The sequence below is a fragment of the Ottowia sp. genome, from assembly GCF_016703145.1.
Taxonomy (GTDB): domain Bacteria; phylum Pseudomonadota; class Gammaproteobacteria; order Burkholderiales; family Burkholderiaceae_C; genus Ottowia.
Map to the genome: position 1 here is coordinate 499,325 of NZ_JADJCO010000005.1, position 17,450 is coordinate 516,774.

Annotated in this window: 16 protein-coding genes; 1 reads left to right on the top strand and 15 read right to left on the bottom strand. The window is 68.8% G+C overall.

Annotated features, from left to right (window positions below):
* Positions 1-79: 79 nt before the first annotated feature.
* Positions 80-1,039, bottom strand: coding sequence for an NAD(P)-dependent oxidoreductase (locus tag IPG65_RS15450; RefSeq protein WP_293191470.1), 960 nt, complete (start codon positions 1,037-1,039; stop codon positions 80-82).
* 125 nt (positions 1,040-1,164) lie between these two features.
* Here IPG65_RS15450 and IPG65_RS15455 point away from each other — a divergent pair, with 125 nt between their 5' ends.
* Positions 1,165-2,271: a PA0069 family radical SAM protein gene (locus IPG65_RS15455; protein WP_293191472.1), complete on the top strand. Its 1,107-nt coding sequence runs from the start codon at positions 1,165-1,167 to the stop codon at positions 2,269-2,271.
* A gap of 70 nt (positions 2,272-2,341) precedes the next feature.
* Here IPG65_RS15455 and dnaJ read toward each other — a convergent pair whose 3' ends face one another.
* From dnaJ to IPG65_RS15525, 14 genes are all read right to left on the bottom strand, one after another.
* On the bottom strand, positions 2,342-3,475 hold the full coding sequence (dnaJ, locus tag IPG65_RS15460) for a molecular chaperone DnaJ (protein ID WP_293191474.1): 1,134 nt from the start codon (positions 3,473-3,475) through the stop codon (positions 2,342-2,344).
* A 114-nt stretch (positions 3,476-3,589) separates the two neighbouring features.
* The gene (gene dnaK, locus IPG65_RS15465) at positions 3,590-5,536 is read right to left on the bottom strand and encodes a molecular chaperone DnaK (RefSeq protein ID WP_293191476.1); all 1,947 of its coding nucleotides are present in this window, start codon (positions 5,534-5,536) and stop codon (positions 3,590-3,592) included.
* Positions 5,537-5,629: 93 nt separating this feature from the next.
* Positions 5,630-6,214 (bottom strand): nucleotide exchange factor GrpE, encoded by a 585-nt coding sequence (gene grpE / locus IPG65_RS15470; RefSeq protein WP_293191478.1) that lies wholly within the window; start codon positions 6,212-6,214, stop codon positions 5,630-5,632.
* A 170-nt stretch (positions 6,215-6,384) separates the two neighbouring features.
* On the bottom strand, positions 6,385-6,741 hold the full coding sequence (locus tag IPG65_RS15475; protein WP_293191480.1) for an FKBP-type peptidyl-prolyl cis-trans isomerase: 357 nt from the start codon (positions 6,739-6,741) through the stop codon (positions 6,385-6,387).
* Positions 6,742-6,880: 139 nt separating this feature from the next.
* Positions 6,881-7,189 carry a helix-turn-helix domain-containing protein gene (locus tag IPG65_RS15480; RefSeq protein WP_293191481.1) on the bottom strand — a complete coding sequence of 103 codons (309 nt, stop codon included), beginning with the start codon at positions 7,187-7,189 and terminating at the stop codon, positions 6,881-6,883.
* A gap of 252 nt (positions 7,190-7,441) precedes the next feature.
* The gene (locus tag IPG65_RS15485; protein ID WP_293191483.1) at positions 7,442-8,179 is read right to left on the bottom strand and encodes an amino acid ABC transporter ATP-binding protein; all 738 of its coding nucleotides are present in this window, start codon (positions 8,177-8,179) and stop codon (positions 7,442-7,444) included.
* Positions 8,166-8,819 carry an amino acid ABC transporter permease gene (locus IPG65_RS15490; RefSeq protein ID WP_293191485.1) on the bottom strand — a complete coding sequence of 218 codons (654 nt, stop codon included), beginning with the start codon at positions 8,817-8,819 and terminating at the stop codon, positions 8,166-8,168. The genes IPG65_RS15485 and IPG65_RS15490 overlap by 14 nt, the downstream gene beginning before the upstream one ends.
* On the bottom strand, positions 8,816-9,526 hold the full coding sequence (locus IPG65_RS15495) for an amino acid ABC transporter permease (RefSeq protein ID WP_293191488.1): 711 nt from the start codon (positions 9,524-9,526) through the stop codon (positions 8,816-8,818). The genes IPG65_RS15490 and IPG65_RS15495 overlap by 4 nt, the downstream gene beginning before the upstream one ends.
* Before the next feature lie 12 nt (positions 9,527-9,538).
* A complete protein-coding gene (locus IPG65_RS15500; RefSeq protein ID WP_293191490.1) occupies positions 9,539-10,345 on the bottom strand; it encodes a transporter substrate-binding domain-containing protein in 807 nt (268 codons plus the stop codon).
* A 260-nt stretch (positions 10,346-10,605) separates the two neighbouring features.
* Positions 10,606-11,232, bottom strand: a complete 627-nt coding sequence (locus tag IPG65_RS15505; RefSeq protein WP_293191492.1) for a glutaredoxin family protein — start codon at positions 11,230-11,232, stop codon at positions 10,606-10,608.
* 46 nt (positions 11,233-11,278) lie between these two features.
* A complete protein-coding gene (locus IPG65_RS15510; RefSeq protein ID WP_293191494.1) occupies positions 11,279-13,315 on the bottom strand; it encodes a M3 family metallopeptidase in 2,037 nt (678 codons plus the stop codon).
* A 32-nt stretch (positions 13,316-13,347) separates the two neighbouring features.
* The gene (folD, locus tag IPG65_RS15515) at positions 13,348-14,202 is read right to left on the bottom strand and encodes a bifunctional methylenetetrahydrofolate dehydrogenase/methenyltetrahydrofolate cyclohydrolase FolD (protein WP_293191496.1); all 855 of its coding nucleotides are present in this window, start codon (positions 14,200-14,202) and stop codon (positions 13,348-13,350) included.
* 75 nt (positions 14,203-14,277) lie between these two features.
* Positions 14,278-14,904: a response regulator gene (locus IPG65_RS15520; RefSeq protein ID WP_293191498.1), complete on the bottom strand. Its 627-nt coding sequence runs from the start codon at positions 14,902-14,904 to the stop codon at positions 14,278-14,280.
* Positions 14,901-17,441, bottom strand: a complete 2,541-nt coding sequence (locus IPG65_RS15525; protein WP_293191500.1) for a PAS domain-containing sensor histidine kinase — start codon at positions 17,439-17,441, stop codon at positions 14,901-14,903. Before IPG65_RS15525 ends, IPG65_RS15520 begins: the two co-directional genes overlap by 4 nt.
* Between the last annotated feature and the right edge of the window lie 9 nt (positions 17,442-17,450).

Here is a 17,450-nt window from a genome sequence, read left to right on the forward strand (position 1 = left end):
CCGGGGTGTCCCGTGAGGGCGTCATGCTGGGAACACCCTCTATTTCCGCCGGAACGGCTGTACGACGAGCCGCAAGAACTCATCGCCTGGGCGCAGGCGGCGATGGCGACAGGCGGTTCAGATAGAGCGCCTCGAAACCGGCTCGCCAGGAAGGATGCGCTGGCTTCCAGTCGAGGGCGCGCTTGGCTTTTGCGTTGGATGCACCGCGCTGCTCGTTCATGTAGTAGACCCGTATGTCGCCGATCCGCTCGCGGGCAGCGGCGGCATCCTCGCGGTTCGGCGGCGGCGCGCCAAGAAGCCTTGCGGCGAACGGCAGCCATTCGTTCAGGGGGACAGGTGAATCGTCAACGATGTTGTAGATACCGGGCGTGTCATGCGCGAGAGCCTGGATGGTGGCTGCTGCGGCGTCGCGCAGATCAATGAATGAATACGTGCCGGCGCCGGAGCCGACGAGGGGATACGTCCCGTCTCGAATCGCGCATGGAATGAAGCCATTCGCGTCCCAACTGGTGCCGGGGCCATAGAACCACCCGTACCGAAGGACGGTGCCGGACATACCCTTTGCGTGCAGCGCTTGCCGTTCGAGCGAAGCCACGGATTCCACGAAGGCGCGAACGCTCGCGGGTCCATCCAGATAGAGCGGAGTCTCCTCGTCGGTCAATCCGGTGCCGAGCGGTGAGCACACGAAAGAAATGCTCTGCGCGATGAAGCGGCGCACCCCGGCAGCGCGCGCCGCCGCGACCAGATGGCGCGTCCCATCGACGCGCACCCGCATCGTTTCCGCGTAGGGGTCGCCGGTTTTCGTGCCGAAGGCCGTGAGTTGCTGGATCACGACCTCTGCCTCCGACTCGGCCACCAGCCGGGCGAGTCGTGCCTGGTCGTATACGTCGCCCATCACCGGCGCGGCGCCCACGCTGGCGAGCGCCGCCGCGCTGTCCGATGAGCGGGTCAGCACGACGACCCTGTGCCCTGCGGCCACGAGCAAGGGAACGAGGTGACGTCCGATCGCACCTGTTCCGCCAGCCAGAAATACACGCATCGAAGGCTCCTCTTCTCCACGAGATCCGCTGCCGAGAGAAAGCTGATCCTGATTCCATCTTGCCACAGGGCCTGGCAGTCCTCATCAAATAACTGTATAAACAATCAGTATTTAATGCGATAGCCATGCCCGACTTCGATCTCCACCCGCCCGACCTGCAACCCATCCTCCTGCACCCGCGCAAGGGGCGCGGCGCCGTCTCGCAGCCGGCGCACCGCTTCATGGCCGAGCGGCGCGGCGGCTTCGACGACGGCTGGCCGCCCGGCGAGGACGGCGCCGCCTTGCCGCCCGCCACCGAAGTGCTGTTCGAGGACGCCCGCAGCGCCATCAGCGCCAACGACTCCATCGACATCCCCTTCGACTATTCCGTCAACCCCTACCGGGGCTGCGAGCACGGCTGCATCTACTGCTTCGCGCGGCCCACGCACAGCTACCTGGGCTTCTCGCCGGGGCTGGACTTCGAGACCAAGATCGTCGCCAAGCGCAACATCGCCGCCGTGCTGGCGCGCGAGATCGCCCGCCCCGCGTACCGGCCCTCCGTCATCAACATCGGCCCGGCCACCGACTGCTACCAACCCGTCGAGCGCGAGCTGAAGCTGACGCGCGCCGTCATCGAGGTGCTGGGCGCGGCGCGCCACCCGTTCTCGCTCATCACCAAGTCCAGCGGCGTGGAACGCGACCTCGACCTGATCGCGCCCCTGGCCGCTCGGCGGCTGGCGGCGGCCTACGTCACCGTCACCACGCTGGACGACCGGCTGGCCCGCATCCTGGAGCCGCGCGCCGCCTCGCCCCGGCGTCGGCTGCGCACCATCCGCGCGCTGGCGCAGGCCGGTGTGCCGGTGGGCGTGAGCGTGGCGCCGCAGATCCCCTTCATCACCGAGGACATGGAACGCGTGCTGCAGGCCGCGCGCGAGGCCGGCGCCGCGCGCGCCTTCTACACCGTGCTGCGCTTGCCGTGGGAGCTGTCGGGCCTGTTCCAGGACTGGCTGCAGGCGCATTTCCCGGACCGGGCCGCGCGCGTGATGGCGCGCGTGCGCGAGATGCGCGGCGGCCGCGACTACGACGCCGCCTGGGGCCAGCGCATGCACGGCCAGGGCGTGTGGGCCGCGCTGCTGCGCCAGCGCTTCCACGCCGCCTGCCAGCGGCTGGGCTTCGACCGCGACCGCACGCCGCTCGATCTGGGCCGGTTCCGGCCGCCCGCCGGGGAGGGGCAGGGCGAGCTTTTTGATTAAATATCGGCTCTAGCCCGCTTCCGTATTGCGCTGATAGCTATCGTATTTGTAGTATTCGCAGGCGCAGCCCTCAGGCGCCGAAGAAGCTCTTCACCCGGTCGGTCCAGCTCTCGGTGCCGGGCGAGTGCTTGGCGCCGCCCTTGCGCAAGGATTCATCGAACTCCTTGAGCAGCTTGCGCTGGTGTTCGGTGAGCTTGACCGGCGTCTCGACGCTGATGTGGCAGTACAGGTCGCCGGGGTAGCTGGCGCGCACGCCCTTGATGCCCTTGCCGCGCAGGCGGAACTGCTTGCCGGCCTGGGTGCCGTCGGGGATGTCGATGGCGGCCTTGCCGTTCAGCGTGGGCACCTCGATCTCGCCGCCCAGCGCGGCGGCGGCGAAGCTGATGGGCACCACGCAGTGCAGGTCGTCGCCGTCGCGCTCGAAGATGTCGTGCTTCTTGAGCCGGATCTCGATGAACAGGTCGCCCGGCGGCCCGCCGTTGGTGCCCGGCTCGCCGTTGCCGGTGGAGCGGATGCGCATGCCGTCGTCGATGCCGGCGGGGATCTTCACCTCAAGGGTCTTCTGGCGCTTGACCTTGCCCTGGCCGTGGCAGGCGGTGCAGGGCTCGGGGATGATGCGCCCGGTCCCGCGGCAGTGCGGGCAGGTCTGCTGCACGCTGAAGAAGCCCTGGCGCATCTGCACCACGCCCTGGCCGTGGCAGGTGGCGCAGGTCTTGGCGCTGGTGCCGGGCTTGGCGCCGCTGCCTTGGCAGGTGCCGCACTCGTCCCAGCTGGGGATGCGGATCTGCGCGTCCTTGCCGGCGGCGGCTTCTTCCAGGGTGATCTCCATCGCGTAGCTCAGGTCGGCGCCGCGGTACACCTGCCGTCCACCGCGCCCGCCGCCGCGCTGGCCGCCAGCGCCGAAGATGTCGCCGAAGATGTCGCCAAAGGCCTCGGCGAAGCCGCCAAAGCCTTCCGGCCCGCCGCGCATGCTGGGGTCGACGCCCGCGTGGCCGAACTGGTCGTAGGCGGCTTTCTTCTGGGGGTCGGACAGCATCTCGTAGGCTTCCTTGACCTCCTTGAACTTCAGCTCGGCCCCCTGCGGATCGCCCTGGTTGCGGTCCGGGTGGTACTTCATCGCCAGCTTGCGATAAGCCTTCTTGATCTCGTCGTCCGCGGCGTTCTTGGGCACGCCCAGGACTTCGTAATAGTCGCGTTTGGCCATCTGCGTTCTCAAATCGTCCTAGCAGGAACGCCGCGCAGCCGAATGTCCTTGCGGAACATCTTCTGCGCGGCGACACGGCGCGGGCCTACCGGCGGGCCCGCGCATCGCAGGGCTTCAGCCCTTCTTGACTTCCTTGACCTCGGCGTCCACGACGTTGTCGTCGGCAGGGCCGGCGGAGCCGCCCGCGCCCGCATTGGCCCCCGGCGCGGCGCCCGCGCCAGCGGCCTGGGCGGCGGCGGCCGCATCGGCGTACATCTTCTCGCCCAGCTTCTGGCTGGCGGTCATCAGCGCCTCGGTCTTCGACTCGATGGCGGCCTTGTCGTCGCCCTTGAGGGCGTCTTCCACGGCCTTGATGGCGGCCTCGATCTGCTCCTTTTCGCTGGCGTCTAACTTGTCGCCGTGCTCGGCGAGCGACTTGCGCACGCTGTGCACCATGGCATCGCCCTGGTTGCGCGCCTGCACCAGTTCCAGCTTCTTGTGGTCCTCGGCGGCGTTCAGCTCGGCGTCCTTGACCATCTGCTGGATCTCGGCCTCGGACAGGCCCGAGTTGGCCTTGATGGTGATCTTGTTCTCCTTGCCGGTGCCCTTGTCCTTGGCGCTGACGTGCAGGATGCCGTTGGCGTCGATGTCGAAGGTCACCTCGATCTGCGGCATGCCACGCGGCGCCGGCGCGATGCCTTCCAGGTTGAACTCGCCCAGCAGCTTGTTGCCGCTGGCCATCTCGCGCTCGCCCTGGAAGACCTTGATGGTCACGGCCGGCTGGTTGTCGTCGGCGGTGGAGTAGGTCTGCGCGAACTTGGTCGGGATGGTGGTGTTCTTGGTGATCATCTTGGTCATCACGCCGCCCAGGGTCTCGATGCCCAGCGACAGCGGGGTGACGTCCAGCAGCAGCACGTCCTTGCGGTCGCCCGAGAGCACCTGGCCCTGGATGGCGGCGCCGACGGCCACGGCCTCGTCGGGGTTGACGTCCTTGCGCGGCTCCTTGCCGAAGAACTCCTTGACCTTCTCCTGCACCTTGGGCATGCGCGTCATGCCGCCGACCAGGATCACGTCGTCGATCTGGCTGGCCGACACGCCGGCATCCTTGATGGCGGTGCGGCAGGGCTCGATCGAGCGCTCGATCAGCTCCTCCACCAGCGCTTCCAGCTTGGCGCGGGTCAGCTTGATGTTCAGGTGCTTCGGGCCCGAGGCGTCGGCCGTGATGTAGGGCAGGTTGATGTCGGTGGCGGCGCTGGAGGACAGCTCGATCTTGGCCTTCTCGGCCGCCTCCTTCAGGCGCTGCAGGGCCAGCACGTCCTTGGACAGGTCGACGCCCTGGTCCTTCTTGAACTCGCTGATCACGTAGTCGATGATGCGCTGGTCGAAGTCCTCGCCGCCCAGGAAGGTGTCGCCGTTGGTGGACAGCACCTCGAACTGCTTCTCGCCGTCCACGTCGGCGATTTCGATGATGGAGATGTCGAAGGTGCCGCCGCCCAGGTCATAGACGGCGATCTTGCGGTCGCCCTTGTCCTGCTTGTCCAGGCCGAAGGCCAGCGCCGCGGCGGTGGGCTCGTTGATGATGCGCTTGACGTCCAGGCCGGCGATGCGGCCGGCGTCCTTGGTGGCCTGGCGCTGGCTGTCGTTGAAATAGGCCGGCACGGTGATCACGGCTTCGGTCACGGGCTCGCCCAGGTAGTCCTCGGCGGTTTTCTTCATCTTGCGCAGGATCTCGGCGCTGACCTGCTGCGGCGCCAGCTTCTGGCCGCGCACCTCGACCCAGGCGTCGCCGTTGTCGGCCTTGACGATCTGGTAGGGCATCAGGCCGATGTCCTTCTGCACTTCCTTTTCTTCGAAGCGGCGGCCGATCAGGCGCTTGACGGCGTAGATGGTGTTGCGGGGGTTGGTGACGGCCTGGCGCTTGGCCGGCGCGCCGACGAGAATCTCGCCGTCTTCCTGGTAGGCGACGATGGACGGCGTGGTCCGCGCGCCTTCAGCGTTCTCGATCACCCGGGTGGTGTTGCCTTCCATGATGGCCACGCAACTGTTGGTGGTGCCCAGGTCGATGCCGATGATTTTTCCCATGTCGTGTTCTCCGTGAATGCTGAAATGTGGTTGGATGTCCTGAAATTGCGGCTGGGCGCGCGGCTTTCAAGCGCGCGGACGCCCGTTGAGGCCTTATTTCGGTGCGGCGACGGTGACGAGGGCGGGGCGCAGCACCCGGTCGGCGATGAGGTAGCCCTTTTGCAGCACGCCGACGACGGTGCCCGCGTCCTGGTCGGCCGGCACCACGCTGATGGCCTGCTGGGTGGCGGGGTCGAACTTGGTGCCGGCGGGCGGGTTCACCTCGACCACCTTGTTGCGCTCCAGCGCCGACAGCAGCTGGCGCAGCGTGGCCTCGGTGCCCTCGCGCAGCTGGGCGGCGGTGGCGTTCTCGACCTTCAGGCCGGCTTCCAGGCTGTCGATGGCGGGCAGCATGCTTTCGGCGAAGGATTCGACGGCGAACTTGCGCACCTTGGCGACCTCCTCGTCGGCGCGGCGGCGGGCGTTGTGGGCCTCGGCCTGGGCGCGCAATGACTGGTCGGTCAGTTCGGCGAGCTTGGCCTTCAGGGCCTGGACCTCGGCCAGGGCGCTGTCCAGTTGCGCGGCGGCATCGGCCTCGTTCGCCGCCGCGGCGGCCTCGATCTCCTCGGGACTCATCGGCGGATCGAAGGCGTCGGGCGGGGTCTGTGCGGGGGGATGGCTGGGAATGGGGTCGGACATGCTCTGCGAAAGACGATGAAGAATCTGAAAAAGAAGGGCCTGTGTCCCTCCAGATGGCCGCCCTCGGCCGCTTTTCAAGTGCGGGAGCAGCCCCGGATTGTCCTCCCGGAAAGACGCAAGCCGCCCTGGCGTGGGCGGCTTGAAGGCGCGGGAGGGCGCAGGCCTGTGCTTCAGCCGGAGACGCCGAGCAGCTCGACGTCGAACTTCAGCGTGGCGTTGGGCGGAATGACGCCGCCGGCGCCGCGCGGGCCGTAGCCCATCTCGGGCGGGATGATGAGGGTGCGCTGGCCGCCTACCTTCATGCCGGCCACGCCCTCGTCCCAGCCCCGGATCACATGGCCCGCGCCCAGCGGGAACTGGAACGGGTCGTTGCGGTCGCGGCTGGAGTCGAACTTGGCGCCTTGCTGCCCGCCCGTGTAGAGCCAGCCGGTGTAGTGGACGGTAACCAGTTGGCCCGCGCGGGCCTCGGCGCCGGTGCCGGCCGCCGTGTCGATGATCTGGAGGCCGCTGGAAGTGGGGGAGGTCATGGTTATAAGCTACTCTTTTAATAGCTGATAGCGCAATATGGTTGCGGGCTACAGCCTGTTTTGACTTGAAATTCAACGCCGCGGCGGCAAGCTTTCCGCCGGCGCTTGGGGCCCGGTGCCGCGCGTGCGCGGCCTGGCCTTACTTCTTCTTGGTCTGCGCCGCCACCCACTTGGTGGCGAAGGCCTGCAGGTCCGACAGGCGCTTGACCAGGTCGGCGCCGGTCATGGTCAGGCTGTAGCCATCGGACCCGTGCGTGACCAGGTTGGCGGCGCGCAGTTCTTTCAGACGGGTGTTGAGCGTGTTGGGGGTGATGCCGCCCACGCTGTCCTGCAGCAGGCGGAAGGTCTGCGGGTGGCCGTCGCGCAGCGCCCACAGCACGCGGATGGCGTAGCGCGATTCGAGCAGGGCGAGCAGCTGGCCCGTGGCGGCGTTTTCTTTGGAACTCATGTCAGGCTTCTCCTCATCAATGGGCCCGGTAGGCTGTGATTGACTATAGCGCAATTTCGGCGGGCGCTACCAGTTTCATAGCTCCCGGCGGCGGCGGGCCGTGGGTTCCGTGCTACAAAATCCGGATTTTCCCTGGGCTGGCACGCCCTGGGGATGAGGTTGGTACAAATTTTGCTTAAAGTGGATTCGACCGCATTCCGCGCCGATGAAGCCCGGGCACCTTGAGGCCCGGGCGGGCCGCCAACCCAGGGGCTAGTTCACCGCGCCGATGAAGCCTGCCAGCTCCGGCGTCCGCGGATCGGCGAACAGCGCGTGGGCCGGCCCGCTTTCATGGATGCGCCCCTGGTGCATGAACACCAGCTGGTCGCCCACGTCGCGGGCGAAGCGCATCTCGTGCGTCACCATGATGAGCGTCATGCCCTCGGCGGCCAGCTGCTTGACCACGGCCAGCACCTCGTTGACCAGTTCCGGGTCGAGGGCCGAGGTGATCTCGTCGCACAGCAGCACCTTGGGTTGCATGGCCAGCGCGCGGGCGATCGCCACGCGCTGCTGCTGGCCGCCGCTGAGCTGGTCGGGGTAGGCGTCGTGCTTGTCGCCCAGCCCCACCTTGGCCAGCATCTGGCGGGCGATGCCGGCGGCCTCGCTCTTCCTGACGCCCTTGACCACGACCGGCGACAGCGCCACGTTCTGGCCCGCCGTGAGGTGCGGGAACAGGTTGAACTGCTGGAACACCATGCCCACGTTCAGGCGCAGCGCGCGCAGTTGCGCGGGGGTGGCGCTTTCGGCCTTGAGCACCGCGTCGTCCACCACGATCTGGCCATCGTCGATGGATTCCAGCCCGTTGATGGAGCGCAGCAGCGTGCTCTTGCCCGAGCCGCTGCGGCCGATGATGGCGACCACCTCGCCGCTCTCGACCTGCAGGTCCACGCCCTTGAGCACGTGGTTGGCGCCGAAATGCTTGTGCACGGCGCGGACGTCAACGAGGGGCATAGAGCTTTTTCTCCAGATGGGCGGCGTAGAGCGACAGCGGCCAGCACAGCGCGAAGTAGGCGGCGGCCACCAGGCCATAGATCAGGAAGGGCTGGAAGGTGGCGTTGGCCAGCATGGAGCCCAGCTTGGTGAGTTCGTTGAAGCCGATGATGGAGGCCACCGCCGTGCCCTTGACGATCTGCACCGAGAAGCCCACGGTGGGCGCGATCGACAGCCGCACCGCCTGCGGCAGCACCACGTGGCGCATCTGCTGCAGGTAGCCCATGGCCAGGCTGCTGGACGCCTCCCACTGGCCGCGCGGGATGGCCTCGACGCAGCCGCGCCACACCTCGGCCAGGTAGGCGCTGGTGTACAGCGTGAGGCCGATGGAAGCGGCCATCCAGGGCGAGACGTCGAAGCCCGCCATCGAGGCGCCGAAGAACACCAGGAACATCTGCATCAGCAGCGGGGTGTTCTGGAACACCTGGATGTAGGCCCCGGCCGCGCGGCGCAGCCCCTGGACGCGCCCCACGCGCGCGAACAGCACCAGCAGCCCGGCCACGCCGCCCAGCGCGAAGGCGATGAGCGACAGCAGCAGCGTGGCGAGCATGCCCGAGCCGAGCTTGCCGAGGATGGGCAGCAGCGGGATGTCGGCGATCACGCGGCGCCCTCCATGGCGGGCCTTGGGGCGGTGGCTGGCGGCGCGCGGCGGGCCACGACCCAGCGGCGCCCGATCCAGTTCAGCACGTGGCGCAGCAGCAGCGCCAGGGCGAAGTACATGGCGGTGACCACCAGATAGGTCTCGAACGCGCGGAAGTTGCGCGACTGAATGAAGTTGGCGGCGAACGTCAGGTCTTCCGCCGCGATCTGCGACACCACCGAGGTGCCCAGCATCACGATGACGATCTGGCTGCTGAGCGCCGGCCACACCTTCCGCAGCGCCGGGCGCAGCACCACGTGGCGGAACATGGCCCAGCGGCCCATGCCGAGCGCCTGGGAGGCTTCCAGCTGGCCCTTGGGCGTCTCCTGGATGCCGGCGCGCACGATCTCGGTGGTGTAGGCGCCCAGGTTGACGACGGTGGTCAGCAGGCTGGCCTGCCATTCGTTGATGTGCAGACCCAGCGAGGGCAGGCCGAAGAACACGAACATCAGCTGCACGAGGAACGGCGTGCTGCGGATCACCTCGACGTACACCTTGAACAGCCAGTGCAGCGGCGCGATGCGCCAGGCGCGGCACACGCCGCCGGCCACGCCGATCGCCCCGCCCAGCAGGGCGCCCGCCGCCGTCAGTCCCAGCGTGAAGCCGGCGCCGCGCAGCAGCAGGTCGCCGTACTCGAAAACGGGGCCGAATTGGAACTCATAGGCCATGGGCGAGCGGTCTCACAGGCTGGCGGGCAAAGGCATCTTCATCCAGCGTTGGGACATGGCGTTGAGGCGGCCGTCGGCCTTGGCCTTGGCGATGATGGCGTCCAGCTTCTGCAGCAGCGCCGCCTCGCCCTTGGCCACGCCGATGTAGCAGGGCGTGTCCTCCACCGCGAACTTGGCATCCATCTGCCGCAGTTTGGTGCGCTCGTTGACGGCGTTGGCCACGATGTTGCCCAGCGTCACCAGTTGAACCTGGCCGGTCAGGTAGCTCTGGGCGGTGGCGTTGTTGTCCTCGTAGCGCTTGATGGTCGCGGAAGCGGGCGCCACCTTGGTCAGCGCCAGATCCTCGGTGGAGCCGCGCGTCACGCCGATCGTCTTGCCGGCCAGGTCGGCGGGCGCCTTGATGGCCATCTCCTTGGGGCCGTAGACGCTTTTCGGGAAGGGCGCGTAGGCCTGCGTGAAGTCGATCACCTTGGCGCGCTCGGCGTTCTTGCCCAGGCTGGAGATCACGAGGTGGGCCTTGCCAGTGGTGAGGAAGGGCACGCGGTTGGTGCTGGTGACGGCCACCAACTCGACTTTCACGCCCAATTCCTGGGCCACGAGGCGGGCCATGTCGATGTCGTAGCCCTGCAGCGTCAGGTCGGTGCCCAGCGAGCCGAAAGGGGGAAAATCCTGCGGGATGGCCACCTGCACCACGCCGGCTTTCTGGATGCTGGCCAACGCATCGGCGTGCGCGGTGGAGCAGAGCATGGCCGCGGCCAGGGCGCCGGTAGCCAGCAAGGCGCGGGTGAAAGTGCGGCGCCGGGCGTGGGCGAAGGTCATGGGGAGACTCCTGCGGTCGGGAAACCAGAAACGGCGGCCACGCGGGCCGGACGCCAGAAGTCAAGCAAATGGCGTGCCAGATGCGGAAACCGCCATGGCGGGGCAGCGGGCGCGGGAGTTTTCGTGTGGTCGCGCGCGGGGCGACGCAGGTGCTCCGAGGGGCGTGGCGCCCCATTTTGGCGCAGCGGCGCCCCAGGACGCTGCTTTCTGAGTCAAATCAGGCTCTAGCCCGCGCCAATATTGCGCGAGAAGCTATTAAATTAGAAGCGAATGCCAGCCGGATTGGTGGGGGTATGCGGCAGCTCCGCGCTGGGGGCCTCGGGCGCGGCCGGGGCGGGTACCGAGGCGGCAGCGGCCGGGGTGGCGCGTGCCGGCACCAGCGGGCTGGCGGGGGCGCGGCGCCAGGTGCTGGGCAGTTGCGAGGTCCTGGGGTAGCCCGCGGCGTCGAGGTACTGCGACCACTCCGCGTCGGAGAAGCCCTTGAGATGCTGCGCGCCGATGGTCAGCAGCGGCAGGTCGCCGCCGCCGACCAGGCGCTGCAGGGCGGCAACGTCGCCGCCGGACTCGATCGTCTTCTCGGCGAAGGGCACGCCGCGGTTGACCAGCAGGTTGCGGCCGCTGGTGCAGGGCGCGCACTGGCTGGCGGTGTACAGGGTGACCGGGTAGCGCTGCGCGGTCTGGCCGAGCTGGTAGGGCAGGCCGGGCGAGCCGCCGCGCGGCGCGGCGGCGTCCTGCGCGGGCGCCGGCGCCTGGGCGGCGGGCGGCGTGTCGGAATAGGTGACGCGGCCGTCGGGCCCGACCGCGCGGTAGACCTGGGCCTGCGCGGCGGCGGCCAGCATCAGCGCGCTGGCGCCGACGGTCAGGGGCGGGACGAGGGATGGTCGCATGGCGGCGTTGCTCCCGGTCGGTGAAGCCGGATGAGCGTGGCAGGCGTCAGGCCATGCCCTGGTGGCGTAGCAGGGCGTCGATGCTCGGCTCGCGGCCGCGGAAGGCCTTGAACGATTCCATGGCCGGGCGGCTGCCGCCGGCTTCGAGGATGGCCTGGCGGTAGCGGCGGCCGGTCTCGACGCTGGGCGCGCCGTCGACCGACGCGGTTTCCTCGAACGCGGCGTAGGCGTCGGCCGACAGCACCTCGGCCCACTTGTAGCTGTAGTAGCCGGCCGCGTAGCCGCCGGCGAAGATGTGGCTGAAGGTGTGCGCCGTGCGGCTGTACGCGGGCGGATGGAGGACGGCGACCTCGCCGCGCACCGCTTCCAGCAGCGGCGGGATGTCCTGCGCCGGGTCGAAGCTGGTGTGCAGCAGCATGTCGAACAGCGCGAACTCGATCTGACGCAGCGTCTGCATGCCGCTCTGGTAGTTGCGGGCCGCCACCATTTTGTCGTAGAGCGGGCGCGGCAGCGGCTCGCCGGTGTCGACGTGCGCCGTCATGTGGCGCAGCACGCTCCATTCCCAGCAGAAGTTCTCCATGAACTGGCTGGGCAGTTCCACGGCATCCCACTCGACACCGCTGATGCCGGAGACGTCGTGCTCGTTCACCTGCGTCAGCATGTGGTGCAGGCCGTGGCCGAACTCGTGGAACAGGGTGATGGCGTCGTCGTGCGTCAGCAGCGGCGGCTGGCCACCCACGCCCTCGGCGAAGTTGCACACCAGGTAGGCCACGGGCGTCTGCAGCCGGCCGGTGTCGGGCCGCAGCCAGCGCGAACGCGCATCGTCCATCCAGGCGCCGCCGCGCTTGCCGGGCCGCGCGCCGGGATCGAGGTAGAACTGGCCCACCAGCTGGCCGCCCCGCTCGATGCGGTAGAACTCGACGCCGGGATGCCACACGGGAGCGCTGTCGCGACGGATGCCGACCTCGAACAGCGTCTCCACGATCTTGAACAGCCCGGCCAGCACCTTGGGCAGGGGGAAGTAGGACTTGACCTCCTGCTCGCTGAAGGCGTAGCGCGCTTCCTTGAGCTTCTCGCCCGCGTAGGGCCAGTCCCAGGCCTGCGGGTCGGCCAGCTTCAGATCCTGCGCGGCGAACTGGCGCAGGTCGGCCAGGTCGCGCTCGGCGAAGGGCCGGGCCTTGCGCGCCAGCGTGCGCAGGAAGTCGATGACCTCGACGGGCGACTGGGCCATCTTGGGCACCAGCGAGACTTCGCCGAAGTTGGCGTAGCCCAACAGTTGCGCCTCGTCGCGCCGCAGTTGCAGGATGTCCCGCATGGTGGCCGTGTTGTCGTACTGGCTGGCATCGCCTTCGGCCTGGTCGCTGGCGCGGGTGACGTAGGCGCGGTACAGGCGCTGGCGCAGCGCGCTGCTGGCGGCGTACTGCATCACGGGCAGGTAGCTGGGCAGCTTGAGGGTGAGCTTGTAGCCATCCCGGCCGTCGGCCTGGGCGGCGGCGCGCGCGGCGGCCAGCACGTCCTCGGGCACGCCGGCCACTTCGTCCGCCGTGGCGTAGTAGGCGAAGGCGTCGGTGGCGTCGAGCGCGTTCTCGCTGAACTTCTGGCCCAGCGCGGCCAGCCGCTCCTGGATGGCGGCGAAGCGCTCCTTGGCCGCGCCGCGCAGCTCGGCGCCGCCCAGCACGAAGCCGCGCAGCGCGTTGCGGTGCGCCTGGCGCTGCTCGGCGTTCAACGCGGCCGGGTCCATGGACTTGTACTTGGCGTACAGGCGCTCGTCGGCGCCCAGGCGGGTGTAGAACTCGGTGACTTGGGGCAGGGCGGCGTTGTAGGCGGCCCGCAGCTCGGGCGTGTCGGCCACGCCGTTGAGGTGCGAGACCACGCCCCAGGCGCGGCCCAGGCGCTCGGTGGCCACGTCCAGCGTGCGGGACATGGCCGACCACTCGGCGGGAAAGCCGGGCTGCGTCACCGTGTCCAGCGCGGCCTCGGCCTCGGCCAGCAGGGTGGCGATGGCAGGCGCCACGTGCTCGGGCCGGATGCGGTCGAACAGCGGCAGGTCGGAGAAATCCAGCAGGGGGTTGGCGTTGTTCATGGGTGGGCAGGTGGTGGCGCCGGGCGCCTATATCAAGCAGCCGCGCGCTCGGCCGCTTCCAGCGTGTTGACCAGCAGCATGGTGATGGTCATCGGCCCCACGCCGCCGGGCACGGGGGTGATGTGGCTGGCCACCTCGCGCACGCCGGCGAAGTCCACGTCGCCGCACAGCTTGCCGCCGTCGTCGCGGTTCATGCCCACGTCGATCACCACCGCGCCGGGCTTGACCATGCCGGCGGTCAGTACGTTGCGCTTGCCGACGGCGGCGACCACGACGTCGGCATCGCGCGTGAAGTGCGCCAGGTCGGCCGTGCCGCTGTGGCAGACGGTGACGGTGGCGTTGGCGGCCAGCAGCATCAGCGCCATGGGCTTGCCGACGATGTTGCTGCGGCCGATGACGACGGCGTGCTTGCCCCGCAGGTCGACCATGCCGATGGATTCGAGCATCTTCATGCAGCCGTAGGGCGTGCAGGGCTTGAAGCCGGGCTGGCCCACCAGCAGCGCGCCGGCGCTGGCGACGTGGAAGCCGTCCACGTCCTTGGCGGGCGAGATGGCCTCGATGACCTTGTGGTCGTCGATGTGCGGCGGCAAGGGCAGTTGCACCAGGATGCCGTGGATGGCCGGGTCGCGGTTGAGCGTGTCGATGCGGGCCAGCAGCTCGGCCTCGGTCAGCGCGGCGTCGTATTTCTCCAGCACCGAGTGCAGGCCGGCATCCTCGCAGGCCTTGACCTTGTTGCGCACGTAGACCTGGCTGGCCGGGTTGTCGCCCACCAGGACCACGGCCAAGCCCGGCGTGGTGCCGGCGGCCCGCAGCCTGGCGGCCCGGGCCTTGACCTCGGCACGCAGTTGGCGGGAGAGGGCGTTGCCGTCGATGAGTTGGGCGGTCATGGGGAAGATTTCAAATGAAAATGGACTTTAGCCCGCACCGGTATTGCGCTGAAAGCTATCAGAAGAATAGCAAATTCAGGGCTTGGCGGCGCCCTGCCCGAGGGCGATCTTGAGCAGATCGGCCACGGTGTTGGCGCCCAGCTTCTCCATGATGTTGGCGCGGTGCGCCTCCACGGTCTTGATGCTGATGCCCAGGTCGTCGGCGATCTGCTTGTTCAGGCGGCCGGCGACGATGCGTTCGAGCACCTGCGCCTCGCGCCCGGTGAGCTTGGCCAGCAGCGCGTCCCGGCTGGCGGCCTGCTGGTGCTCGGTGAAGGTGGCGCGGGCCTGATCCAGCATGTGCTCGACCAGGGGCACGAGATCGTCTTCCTTGAAGGGTTTCTGGATGAAGTCCATCGCGCCCTTCTTCATGCTGTCCACGGCCATGGGCACGTCGCCGTGGCCGGTGACGAAGGCGATGGGGAGGGGCGAGTTGCGCTCGGTCAGGCGGTCCTGCAGGTCAAGCCCGCTCATGCCGTCCATGCGGATGTCGACGATCAGGCAGGCCACCTCGCGCGGGTCGTAGCGGGCCAGGAAGGCCTCGGCCGATTCGAAGCAGCGCACCCTGAAGTCCTGGCCTTCCAGCAACCACTGCACGGAGTCCCGTACCGCCTCGTCGTCGTCGACGACATACACCGTTCCCCGCTTCGGAATCAGACTCATGCAATGACCTCGGGGCTGTTGCCCGTACCGCCCGTGGTATGGGCTCCCTGGATCGGGCTGACCGGGATCCAAAAAGTGAAGCGGCAGCCCACGACTCGGCCGGCATTGTAGAGGTTCTCGGCGCTGATCCGTCCCTGGTGCGACTCGACGATCGATCGGCACAGGTTCAGCCCGATGCCCATGCCTTCGCTCTTGGTGGAAAAGAACGCCTCGTACAACCGGTCGAGCGCCTCGCGCGACAGGCCCTGGCCCGAGTCGGTGACGCTGAACTGCACCACCTGCAGGCCGTCGATGTCGCGCGGCACGGCGCGCAGCTCGACCACGCGGTTGACGGGCGCGCGGTGCGCGGCGTCCACGGACTCGGCGCCGTTCTTGATCAGGTTGAGCAGCACCTGCTCGATCAGGATCGGGTCCACGTGCATGGCCGGCAGGTGGGGCGCGAGCTGGTGGATCAGCCGCACCTGGCGGCGGCGCAGGTCGATCTCGGCCAGCTCGACCACCTGCTCGACCATCGGCGGCACCTCGGCCAGTTGGCGGCGCGGCTCGCTGCGCTTGACGAAGCTGCGGATGTGCTGCACCACCTGCCCGGCGCGCTGCGCCTGGCGCGCGGTCTTGTCGAGCGCGCCCAGCAGGTCCTCGGGGTTGATCTGCCCGCCCCTGATGCGCGAGATCATGCCGGTGCAGTAGTTGCTGATGGCGGTGAGCGGCTGGTTCAGCTCATGCGCGACGCTGGAGGCCATCTCGCCCATGGTGATGAGGCGGCTGGCGGTTTGCGCGCGCTCGGCCTGCGCCGCGGCCTGCTCCTCGGCCTGCCGGCGCGCCGTGATGTCGGTGGCGATCACCATCTGCGCCAGCCGGCCGTCCACCCAGTTGAGGTAGCGCGAGCGGACCTCCAGCCACTTGCCCAGGCGCTCCAGGTAGATCTCGGCGTGCTCGGCCAAGGGGGAGGTGGCCAGGCTGTCCAGCGGCAGCCCGGCGAAGGAGTCCACCGTGTCCAGGCTCTCGTCCGACATCTGCGTCTCGGGCGTGCCGCCGCGCAGCACCAGCTTCAGGTGGCCCTCGGTGGTGCCGCCGAACCAGTGGCGGTAGAGCTTGTTGGCGAACAGCAGCTCCTCGCTGCCCAGCGGCGCCACCGAGACCGAGGCGTCCAGCGCCTCCAGCACGGTGGTGAAGCGCTCGTACGAGGCCGACAACTGGCGCCGCACGCGGTTGGGCTCGGTGATGTCGGTCATCGACGCCATCCAGCCGGTTTGCTTGCCGGTGGCGTCGATCAGGGGCGAGACGTACAGGCGCGCGTCGAACACCGAGCCGTCCTTGCGCTTGACCCGCATCTGGAAGCCCGACGGGTCGGCCGCGCCCCCCAGTTCCTCGGTCAGGCGCGCGGCCAGCATCTCGCGGTCCTCGAGCGGCCAGTAGCTGAAGGGCTCGGACTGGCCCAGCAACTCGGCCTCGCTCCAGCCGGTCATCTGGCAGAAAGCGGGGTTGACGTAGGTGATGCGGCCTTGCAGGTCGAGCGCGCGCATGCCGGTGAGCATCGAGTTCTCCATCGCGCGGCGAAAGCTCGTTTCCGCCTGCAGCGCGTGCTGCGCCTGCTGGCGGCGGCGCGACTGGCGCCAGTTGGCGATCAGCATCCAGGTCGTCATGGCCGCGAGGCCCGCCACCAGCCAGAACAGCGCGCCGCCCACCAGGCCCTGCGACGTGCGCCAGGCCTGGGCGCGCAGCACCAGGCCGTTGCCGACCGGCGAGACGGGGATCTCGAATTCGTTGACCTTGCCGGTCCAGGGCAGGCGCTCCGACAGGCCGGGCCGCTCCGGGATGCTCTGCCCCGCCAGGATCTGGCCCTTGGCGTCGAGCATGGCCACGGCGTACTTGGCCAGCAGCTCGCCCGGCACGGCGTAGCGCAGCAGGCCATCGACCGCGTACTCCACCAGCAGCTCACCGGCGAACTGGCCGCGCGGCGTGATCGGCACGTGCAGTTGCAGGATCGGCTCGGTATCGATGATCGCCGTGGGCTGCGCGTACACCGGCTGACGCAGGTCGCGCGCCAGCCCGAAGCCACTCTCGGCCTCGCCGGCCTTGAGCTGGCCGTCCTCCATCCAGCCCCGCCGCGGCAGCACGCTGGGGGTGGTTTCGATGGCGATCACCTGCCGGCGCGCGTCGATCCAACCGATCGACAACAGCTCGGGGTATTGGGCGACCAGGGATTCGGCGCGGCTCTCGAACTGCAACACATCGGCCTCGCGGTTGGAGATGTCGCGCGCCAGCCGCATCAATTGCTCCTGGCGTTCCAGCAGCCGCAGGCGCAGGCGTTGCTGGCCGTACTCGACATCGCGCTTGACCGCTTCCTGCTCGCGCCGGACCTCTTCCAGCCGCAGATACCAGAAGGCCGTCAGGATGACCGCCAGGAACAGCAGGACAGCCGCCAGGGGGGCCAGGTGGGTCCAGCGCTCATCCCCGCCCGAAGGCAGCGGGCGCCACCAGCGCCGCGGCGGGCGGGCCTGGCCGTCGGCGCTGCTGGAGGAGAGGATTTGCTGCATGGGTTCAGT